This is a genomic window from Frankia sp. AiPs1, from assembly GCF_023716945.1.
GTDB lineage: Bacteria > Actinomycetota > Actinomycetes > Frankiales > Frankiaceae > Frankia.
This window is the reverse complement of the sequence record NZ_JAMQQF010000219.1, coordinates 1-9100: the sequence shown is the minus strand read 5'-3', so window position 1 is coordinate 9100 and position 9100 is coordinate 1. Positions and strand designations below refer to the sequence as shown.

9 protein-coding genes are annotated in these 9100 nt (G+C 74.5%); 5 read left to right on the top strand and 4 right to left on the bottom strand.

Annotated elements, in window-relative coordinates; all coding sequences use genetic code 11:
• The 3 genes from ND748_RS18320 to ND748_RS18310 all read left to right on the top strand — a co-directional run.
• A partial coding sequence (locus ND748_RS18320) for a KR domain-containing protein (RefSeq protein WP_251747073.1) occupies nucleotides 1–2481 on the top strand: 2481 nt, incomplete at its 5' end.
• 240 nt (nucleotides 2482–2721) lie between these two features.
• A complete protein-coding gene (locus ND748_RS18315) occupies nucleotides 2722–3732 on the top strand; it encodes a stage II sporulation protein M (protein ID WP_251747071.1) in 1011 nt (336 codons plus the stop codon).
• A gap of 38 nt (nucleotides 3733–3770) precedes the next feature.
• Nucleotides 3771–4250, top strand: a complete 480-nt coding sequence (locus tag ND748_RS18310) for a PPOX class F420-dependent oxidoreductase (protein ID WP_251747069.1) — start codon at nucleotides 3771–3773, stop codon at nucleotides 4248–4250.
• Here the strand turns inward: ND748_RS18310 and ND748_RS18305 are convergent, their stop codons facing one another.
• Nucleotides 4251–4466: an alpha/beta fold hydrolase gene (locus ND748_RS18305; RefSeq protein ID WP_251747067.1), complete on the bottom strand. Its 216-nt coding sequence runs from the start codon at nucleotides 4464–4466 to the stop codon at nucleotides 4251–4253.
• A 327-nt stretch (nucleotides 4467–4793) separates the two neighbouring features.
• Nucleotides 4794–5174, bottom strand: a complete 381-nt coding sequence (locus ND748_RS18300) for a VOC family protein (RefSeq protein ID WP_251747065.1) — start codon at nucleotides 5172–5174, stop codon at nucleotides 4794–4796.
• Between the two features lie 179 nt (nucleotides 5175–5353).
• On the opposite strand from ND748_RS18300, the gene ND748_RS18295 reads away from it, so the two are divergent.
• Together ND748_RS18295 and ND748_RS18290 are read left to right on the top strand one after the other, a co-directional pair.
• The gene (locus ND748_RS18295; protein WP_251747063.1) at nucleotides 5354–5779 is read left to right on the top strand and encodes a nitroreductase family deazaflavin-dependent oxidoreductase; all 426 of its coding nucleotides are present in this window, start codon (nucleotides 5354–5356) and stop codon (nucleotides 5777–5779) included.
• A gap of 145 nt (nucleotides 5780–5924) precedes the next feature.
• Nucleotides 5925–6407, top strand: a complete 483-nt coding sequence (locus ND748_RS18290) for a DUF5990 family protein (RefSeq protein ID WP_251747062.1) — start codon at nucleotides 5925–5927, stop codon at nucleotides 6405–6407.
• On the opposite strand, the gene ND748_RS18285 is transcribed toward ND748_RS18290, so the two are convergent.
• Both ND748_RS18285 and ND748_RS18280 read right to left on the bottom strand, forming a co-directional pair.
• Nucleotides 6379–7674 carry a DUF58 domain-containing protein gene (locus ND748_RS18285; protein ID WP_251747060.1) on the bottom strand — a complete coding sequence of 432 codons (1296 nt, stop codon included), beginning with the start codon at nucleotides 7672–7674 and terminating at the stop codon, nucleotides 6379–6381. The genes ND748_RS18290 and ND748_RS18285 overlap by 29 nt on opposite strands.
• A 5-nt stretch (nucleotides 7675–7679) precedes the next feature.
• Nucleotides 7680–8819: an AAA family ATPase gene (locus ND748_RS18280; protein WP_374215964.1), complete on the bottom strand. Its 1140-nt coding sequence runs from the start codon at nucleotides 8817–8819 to the stop codon at nucleotides 7680–7682.
• Between the last annotated feature and the right edge of the window lie 281 nt (nucleotides 8820–9100).

Sequence of the window (9100 nt, the reverse complement as noted above, 5' to 3'; positions counted from 1 at the left end):
GCCGTGCCCGACCCGCACCGGGGCGGGGTGCGCGGCCTGCTGCGGGTGCTCGCCCACGAGCACCCCGAGTTCCGCATGGTGCACCTCGACGCCGACCCGGCCGGGGTCCTGCCCGCGGGGGCCGGTGCCATCGCCGCTGCCGGCAGTCCCGCTGCCGGCGGTACGGGTGCCGGGCGCGGCCCGTCGTTCGCCGCCGACGCCGACGATCTCGCCGACGAGCTGTTCGCCGACGACGCGCTCGCCCCGCCCGGCACCCCCGGCCCCGTCGCCGCCGACGACGAGATCGCCCTGCGCAGCGGGATCCGATTCGTCGCCCGCGTGGTGCGGACGCCGGTGACGGCCGCCGAACGGCACGCCGCCGGCCACCAGCCGGTGCGTTACGGCCGCGACGGCTTCGCGCTGCGCACCCCCGAGTCCGGCGACCTCGACGACCTGCGCATCGCCGTCGCCGAGCGGCGCCGGCCGGGACCCGGGCAGGTGGAGGTGCGGGTGCGCGCCGCCGGGGTGAACTTCCGCGACGTGCTGCTCGCCCTCGGGGTGCTGCCGCCGACGCCGATCGGGTTCGAGTGCGCCGGCGTCGTCACCGCCGTCGGTCCGGGCGTCACCGCCCCGCGCCGCGGGGACGAGGTGATCGCGGTGGACCTGCTCGGCGGCGGGGCGTTCGGCTCCTTCCTGACCACCGACGCCGACCTGACCATGCCGATCCCCGCCGGGGTGGACGCGGCGGCGGCAGCCGGCATCCCGGTCGCCTTCGCGACCGCCTGGTATGCACTGCGGGACGTCGCCGGCCTGCGCGCGGGCGAGTCGGTCCTCATCCACTCGGGCACCGGCGGGACCGGGCTCGCCGCGATCGCCGTCGCCCGGCTGCTCGGCGCCGAGGTCCTCGCCACCGCCGGCACCCCGGAGAAGCGGGCCTACCTGCGCGGCATCGGCGTGCGTCACGTCATGGACTCCCGCTCGCTGGACTTCGCCGCGCAGGCACGGGCGGCGACGGGGGGCCGGGGCGTCGACGTCGTGCTGAACTCCCTGGCGGGCCCGGCGATCCGCGCGGGGCTGGACACCCTGGCGCCGTTCGGCCGGTTCATCGAGCTCGGGCTGCGCGACATCCTCGCCGACAGTCCCCTCGGCCTGCTGCCGTTCCGCAACAGCATCACGCTGGCCAGCGTCAACGCGATCGAGCTGTGCCGCGAGCAGCGGCCCCGGGTGGTGGCCCTGCTCCGCGAGCTCTCCGCCGCCTTCGCCGCCGGCGACCTCGTCCCGCTGCCCGTGCAGAGCTTCCCGCTCGCATCGGCCGCCGAGGCGTTCCGGTTCATGGCCGGCGCCCGCCACATCGGCAAGATCGTGTTGACCGTCCCGGACGACGGGCCGGCCGTGGCGATCCGGCCCGGCGGCGCAGCGTCCCCGGTGCGGCCCGGTGCGGCGTACATCATCACGGGCGGTCTCGGTGGGGTGGGCCTGGCGACCGCCGCCTGGCTGGCCGCCCACCGGGCCGGCCGTGTGGTACTCAACGGCCGGTCGGCGCCGAGTCCGGAGATCGACAAGCGGCTCACCGAGCTCGCCGCCGAGGGCACCGATGTCCGGGTGGTGCTCGGCGACGCCGCCGAGCCGGGCGTCGCCGAACGGCTCGTCGCCGCCGCCACCGCCGACGACGTCACCCTGCGCGGCGTCGTGCACTCGGCGATGGTGCTCCAGGACGCGGCCCTGACCACCATCACCACCGAGCAGTTGCACGGCGTCTGGCATCCCAAGGTGCTCGGGGCCGCCCGGCTGCACGCGGCGACCGAGGGCCGGCCGCTGGACTGGTTCGTGCTCTACTCGTCGATCTCGTCGCTGCTGGGCATCGCCGGCCAGGGCTCCTACGCCTCGGCGAACTCCTGGCTCGACGGCTTCGCCGACTGGCGCAGCGCGCAGGGGCTGCCGACCACCTCGATCAACTGGGGGGTCTGGGGCGAGATCGGTGCCGGCATGATCTTCGGGGAGCGGGGTTACGAGACCATCCCGACCCGCGACGGCCTGTATGCCCTCGAGACGGTCCTCGCGCACGGCCGCCGGCACGCCGGCCTGCTGCCCGGCGACCCGGTCGCCTGGATACCGCCGGCGGGTCGGCCGCTGTCGGTGTTCCAGGCCGTCGTCCGGGTCGGCGGTGCGCGGACGGCCGATCAGGACGGTCCGACCGACATTCGGGCGAGACTGCGGGCCGCGGCCGCGGGGGTGCCTCGGCGGATACTGTTCGAGGAGTATCTGAGCGAGCATCTGCGGGTGGTGCTGCGGCTGAGTCAGAGCACGCTCGACCCGGACACGCCGCTGCGGTCGTTCGGCTTCGACTCGCTGCTGGCCCTCGAGCTGCGCTCCCGACTGGAACCCGCGCTCGGCATCACCCTGCCCGGCAACTTCATCTGGAAGTACCCGACGATCGCGGCGCTCGCCACCGGCCTCGCGGACTTCGCCGAGCTGGACCTCGACGGCGGCGACCAGTCCTGAGGGGTCCGGGTCCTAAGGGGTCCGGGGTCCTAAGGGGTCCTGACGTGACGGGTCATGGCGGGTCCTGACGGGACGGCGGTGCACAGGCAGTGTCACGGAAAGCGCCGCGGGCAGCGTCATGGACAGTGCCCGATCAGGTGCCACAGGTGCCACAGGTGCCACAGGTGATGCACGGGATGCCACGGGTGGTGGCGGCGGGGAGTCCCGGCGCCACCACCCGTCTGCGAGGATGGGAGCGCCATGGATCTCGATGCGTTCGTCGCCGTGCACCGCCCGGAGTGGATCCGGCTCGGCCGGCTCGTCGACCGGGCCGGCCGGCCGCGCCGGATGAGCGCCGACGAGCTCGACGAGCTGGTCGAGCTCTACCAGCGGACCGCGACCCACCTGTCGGTGATCCGCACCCGTTCCTACGACACCAGCCTCGTCGACGACCTCACCATCCTGGTGACCCGCGCCCGCGCGGCGGTCGGCGGGGCGCCCGACCCCGGCTGGCACGTCGTCGGCCGGTTCTTCGCCGTGACCTTCCCGCTGGCCGTCTACGAGCGGCGCCGCTGGGTGCTCGCCACCGCGCTCGGCTCGGTGCTGGTGGCGCTGGCTATCGGGCTCTGGATCGCCAACGACGCCGAAGCCCAGGCCAACCTGGCCCCGCCGAGCGCGGTCGCGAAGCTGTGCCGCTCCGACTTCGCCTCCTACTACTCCGAGAACCCGGCGCCCTCGTTCGCCAGCCAGGTCTGGACGAACAACGCCTGGGTCTCGGCGACAGCGGTCGCCGCCGGTGCGCTGCTGGGCCTGCCGACCCTGCTGGTGCTGCTGCTGAACGCGGTGAACACCGGGGTGGTCGGCGGGTACATGACGAGCTGCGGGCAGAGTGGCCAGTTCTGGGGTCTGATCCTCCCGCACGGCATGCTGGAGCTGACGGTCGTGTTCCTGGCGGGCGCGGTGGGCCTGCGCCTGGGCTGGTCGATCATCGCGCCGGGCCCGCGGCGCCGCGTCGAGGCGCTGGCCGCCGAGGGACGTGCCGCGGTGACGATCACGCTTGGTGCCGCTTTGGCCCTGGCGGTCTCCGGTTTCATCGAGGCGTTCGTGACGCCCTCCGGGCTGCCGACGGCGGTGCGGATCGGGATCGGCGCGCTGGCCTGGGCCGGCTTCGTCGGCTACACCTGGGGCTACGGATCGCGCGCGGCGGCGGCCGGCCAGACGGCCGACCTCGACGCCGCCCACGGCGCCGCCGACCTGGCCCCCGTGGCCTGAACCCGCCGCCGGCGGCGGCGCCACACTAGGCTGCCAGGATGAGTCCGACCGCAGCCAGGGATGTCGCCGTCGACCGCGCGGGACTGCTCGACTTCGTCCGCCCCCGCCACCGCGGCATCCTCGTCACCACCCGCCGCGACGGCGCCCCCCAGCTCTCCCCGGTGACGATGGGCGTCGACACCGCGGGCGACATCGTCGTGTCGACCTACCCGGAGCGGGCGAAGACCCGCAACGCGCGCCGCGACCCGCGGGCGTCGATGTGCGTGCTGTCGGAGGCGTTCAGCGGCGACTGGGTCCAGGTCGACGGCACGATTACCGTGGTCGACCAGCCCGCCGCGGTCGAGGAACTGGTGGAGTACTTCCGCTGCATCAGCGGCGAGCACCCCGACTGGGACGAGTACCGCGAGGCCATGCGCCGTCAGGAGAAGGTGCTGCTCCGGCTGCGGATCGAGCGGTGGGGGCCGATCAGCCGCGGTGGCTTCCCCGCGCGCCTGCTCGCCCCGGCCGACGAGGGCTAGCTAGCCTGGCCCGTGGGCCCGCGCCCGGCCGTCCGCCGCCCGGAGGTGCTCGCCGACCAGGTCCGCCACCGCTGCTGTGGCCTCACGGTGGGGGAAGTGGCCCACGCCGTCGAGGACGATCCGGTGGTACCCGCCGGTGAAGTACTCCGCCTGGCCCGCGGACGCGGCGGGTGAGTCGCAGCGGTCGTCGCCCACCTGGATCATCACCGTCGGCACGGCGATCCGCTCGACCTCGGCGAGGCGGCGGCGCAGGTCGTCTTAGCGAGGATCCCGCGGCTCGTCCGCCCGGAACCGTGCGCGGTACGCGCTCAGGGTGATCGCCGCCCAGTCCGGACTGGTGAACGCCGGCGCGGTGGCGGCGAACTCGTCGTCGTCGAACCACCCGGGTGGGCTCCAGGTGTCCCACTGGATGCGGGCGAAGCCGACGGGGTCCTCGCGGAGATGTCGAGGACCTCGGTGCGGACGGTAGTCGGCATCGGCGGTCTCCCTGCTTTCCTGGGGCCGTGCCGGTCTGGGATTCGGGCCTGTCTGGGATCCGTGTTCCTAGAACCCGTGATGAACGGCCTCGACGTTGTGGCCATCGGGGTCGCGCAGGAAGACGCCGTAGTAGGTGGGGTGGTACTCGGGCCAGACGCGCGGCGCGTGCAGCACCTCGACGCCGTCGCGTACCGCGGCCTCGTGCACCGCGTCGACGGCCGCCCGGTCCGGGGCGCGGAAGGCCAGGTGCAGCTCCCGGGTCTCGGTGCCCGTCGTGGGGCCGAGCCAGAACGGCGGCATCCCGTCTGGCCCGGACAGACCGACCACCACGGAATCGCCGACCGGGTAGCGCTTCGCCTCGCGGATCCCGAGGGCCGCGAACGTCCGCAGATAGAACGCGAGCGACGCCTCGACGTCGGTCGCCTGGATACCTATGTGATCAAGCATGGCTGCATGCTAGCGCCGCCCCCCGACAGTTTCGGGCCCGATCGGGACCGGCGCCGGCCGCCGGCCGCGCCGACCCGACAGGCGACCGCCGTGGTCACGCCTGCCTGCGCCACAACGGATGTCGGGATTCGGATAACGTCCGAAGCCGACCAGCCGGTCCGACGAGGGAGCGCCCACCCATGGCAGACACCGACGACTTCAACGCCAAGATCATCGCCGACTTCCGGGCGACGCAGGGGCATCCCGGAGGTCCGTTCGCGGGAACGCCGATCCTGCTGCTGCACACCATCGGTGCCCGCACCGGCACCCCACGGATCAACCCGGTGGTGTACGCCGAGGACGGCGACCGGTACGTGGTGTTCGCCTCGTACGCCGGGGCGCCCAAGGATCCGGCCTGGTACCACAACCTGAAGGCGCACTCCGAGGCGAAGATCGAGATCGACACCCGGACCCTGGCCGTGCGTGTCGACGAGGTCACCGGCGCCGAGCGGGACGCCATCTACGCCCGGCACGCCGCGAAGTACCCGGCTTTCGCCGAGTACGAGGCGAAGGCCGGCGAGAGGACGATTCCCGTCATCGCGCTGACCCCCGTCTCCGCGACCTGACGGCCCCCGGCGGTCCCGCCCGCCGCGACGATCGCGGCGGTGACAGGGTAGGCGTTGCCGGAGAGGTGCCGGTCCCGGAGAGGTGCCGGTGCCGGTGCCGGTGCCGCCGAGCCCGGCAGGCGGCCGGGCGGTGGATGATGGGCAGGTGCGCATCCGTATCGAGGGCGTCGACCTGCCGGGATCGCGATGCGCTCCGTCCGGTGACGGGCACCGCCATGGCAACGTCCACGTCGGGGTGCAGGCCCGCGGCCGGCAGGACGACCTGCTGGGCCTGCATCGCGGCGACGCCCCCCGAGCGGACTGGACGATCGACTGCACCGCGACGGCCGGGCCCGCCGGCCTCGACCTGCGTGGCCGGCACATCCAGGGCCGACCCGGAGCGCGTTTCGTCTACCTGTCCTGGGGCGACGTCGACGATGCCGGCGCGTTCGCGATGTTCCGGCGGGCGAAGCTGATGCTCGACGCCGTCGAGCCGGACGTCCTCGCCGCGGCGGTCCGCGGCGGGGAACTGGTGGGCCGGCTCGGCCTGACCGACCCACGCGGCCAGCCGCTGTGCGCGGCGGTCCGACCGCCGGTGATCACCTGGTCGGCCGGCACGGTCACAGCCGGCCGAGGGACTTCAGCGTGAGGTACGTGTCGGTGACGGCCGCGGCGTAGCCGGCGGGCGTGGCGTCGACGACCTCGACGCCGCGGCGGCGCAGCGTCTCGGTGAGCTCGCGGCGGCGCATCAGGGTCTGTTCGGCCGCCGCTGCGGCGTACACGGCGCGGACGTCCCCGCGGCCGGCGGCGAGCTCGTCGAGGCGGGGATCGCGCAGCGCCGCCACCACGACGGTGTGCCGCGCGGTCAGTGTTCCCAGCGCCGGCAGCAGCCCCTCCTCGATCACGGCCGGTGCCAGCTCGGTGAACAGCACGACCAGGGCGCGGCGCGAGGTCTCCCGCAGCACCGTCGAGATCATCCCGGCGTGGTCCGCCTCGACGATGGCCGGTTCCAGCCGGGCCATGGCGTCGGTCATCCGGGCCAGGAACGCGTGGTCGTGCGAACCGGGCAGCGTTACCCGGGGCACACTGTCGTGGGCGACGAGACCGACCCGGTCGCCGGCCCGCAGCGCGACCGCGGTGAGCAGGAGCGCGGCGTCGAGCGCATGGTCCAGCCGGGGGACATCGCCGACCCGCCCGGCGGAGGTCCGCCCGGTGTCGAGCACGCAGACCACCCGCCGGTCCCGCTCCGGCCGGAAGGTTCGGACCACCACCGCTGCGCGTCGGGCGGTGCCCCGCCAGTCGATCAGACGGACGTCGTCGCCGATCACGTAGTCGCGCAGGCTGTCGAACTCCGAGCCGGCGCCGGCCCCGCGGATCGCAACCTCGCCCTCGACCTCCCGTAGCCGGGCCAGCGCCGCGGGCAGGTGCCGGCGCGACGTGAACGGCGGCAGCACGCGGACCCGCCATGGGCTCTGGTGGCGGCCCTGCCGGCCGGCGAGGCCCAGTGGACCGAGGGAACGCACCGTGATCCGGAACGGCTGCCGGTCGCCGCGCCGCGTCGGGTACAGCGTCGTCTCGAGGAAGCGTCGTTCCCCGGCGGGGACGACCACCCGGTGCGCCCGCGGTCGGGCGCCTGCGGACGGCGGCCAGGCGTCGCGGACCCGGGCCCGCACGGGCCGGCCACCATCATTGGCGATCCCAAGCACGAGGGGCACGGGCTGGCCCAACCGGGCAGACGTCGGCCCCGACCGGGTGAACTCCAGCGTGCGAACCCCGCCGGCCAGCCTCAGGTCGACCCCGACGAGCGCCACGATCACGAGGTCGACGACCAGCATCGTGAGGCCAGGCGCGGGGGAAAGCAGGACGACCAGCACCCCGAACAGGGCCAGCGCGACGGCACGCCCGGTGATCGCCATCGGACCTACCGGGGCACCGGGACGGTGGCGAGCACCTGTTCCAGCACCACGTCCGCGGTAACACCGTCGAGCTCGGCCTCGGGTCGCAGGCTGATCCGGTGGCGCAGCGTGGCCCGGGCCAGGGCCTTGACATCGTCCGGGGTCGCGTAGCCGCGTCCCGACAGCCACGCCCAGGCCCGGGTGGTCGCCAGCAGCGCGGTGGCCCCGCGAGGCGACACCCCGAGTTGCACGCTCGGCGCCACCCGGGTCGCCCGCGCCAGGTCGACGATGTATGCCAGCACCTCCGGGTGCACTGCGACGGCGAGCACCGCCGCCCGCGCCGCGGCCAACTCCGCCGGACCCGCGACCGGACGCACGCCGGCCGCGGCCAGGTTCGTCGGATCGAAGCCGCCGGCGTGGTGAGCCAGCACCCGGATCTCGTCATCGCGTGGCGGCAGCGGCAGCGTCACCTTCACCAGGAACCGGTCGAGCTGCGCCTCGGGCAGCGGGTAGGTGCCCTCGTGCTCGATGGGGTTCTGAGTTGCCAGAACGGCGAACGGGGTGGGCAGCGGCCGGGGCGTCCCCTCCACGCTGACCTGCCGTTCCTCCATCACCTCCAGCAGGGCGGCCTGGGTCTTCGGCGGCGTCCGGTTGATCTCGTCGGCGAGCAGCAGGTTCGTGAAGACCGGACCCTCACGGAACGTGAACGCGGAGCTGCGGTTGTCGTAGACGAGCGAGCCGGTGACGTCTCCCGGCATCAGATCCGGGGTGAACTGCAGCCGCTTGGTGTCCAGCGACAGCGCGGTCGCCAAGGTGCGCACGAGCAGGGTCTTCGCCACGCCTGGCACGCCTTCGAGCAGCGCGTGCCCGCGGCAGAGCAGGGCGACGACCAGCCCGCTGACCGCGGCGTCCTGGCCGATCACGGCCTTGGCGACCTCGCCGCGCAACGCGATCAGCGCCCGGCGCGCCGTGTCGGCGTCGGGCGGCGCGGGCCAACCACCCGGCCGGGCGCCCGCCGGCGGAGGGAGGGGGGACGAAGCAGGCGGGGATGGCGAGGCAGGCGGCGCAGGTGGGGATGGTGGGGATGGCGGAGTCTGGTGCGTCGAGGCGGTGCCTGGCCGGCGGAGAGTTTCCTCGGCCTGGGCGTCATCCCGGGCCGGTGGCACGTCGGCTGCGGGGCTGGCGTGCGTGTCGGGAGTTCCCGGGGCGGCCTGGCCGACCGGAGCGGGCCGCCCGGACCCGGCGGGTGGGTCCGGGGTCGGTGCCGTCGGCCGGCCCGCTCCCACGGCGGTCGGCTCCGCGTCGATGTTCGGGGAGGTCACCGTCCACCTACCTGTCGGTCGAGTTCGTCGAGCGCCCGGGTCAGCGCGAGCAGCGCGGCGTCCCGCTCACCCGGCCGCCCGCTGCTGCGGGTGCCGCGGCGGGCGCCGGGGCTGCCGTCCGCCGC

What these genes read in the sequence shown, in the direction of transcription:
- ND748_RS18315 (WP_251747071.1), top strand. Translation starts at nt 2,722, where the DNA reads ATGGATCTCGATGCGTTCGTCGCCGTGCACCGCCCGGAGTGGATCCGG.
- ND748_RS18295 (WP_251747063.1), top strand. Translation starts at nt 5,354, where the DNA reads ATGGCAGACACCGACGACTTCAACGCCAAGATCATCGCCGACTTCCGG.
- ND748_RS18300 (WP_251747065.1), bottom strand. Translation starts at nt 5,174, where the DNA reads ATGCTTGATCACATAGGTATCCAGGCGACCGACGTCGAGGCGTCGCTC.
- ND748_RS18285 (WP_251747060.1), bottom strand. Translation starts at nt 7,674, where the DNA reads ATGGCGATCACCGGGCGTGCCGTCGCGCTGGCCCTGTTCGGGGTGCTG.
- ND748_RS18310 (WP_251747069.1), top strand. Translation starts at nt 3,771, where the DNA reads ATGAGTCCGACCGCAGCCAGGGATGTCGCCGTCGACCGCGCGGGACTG.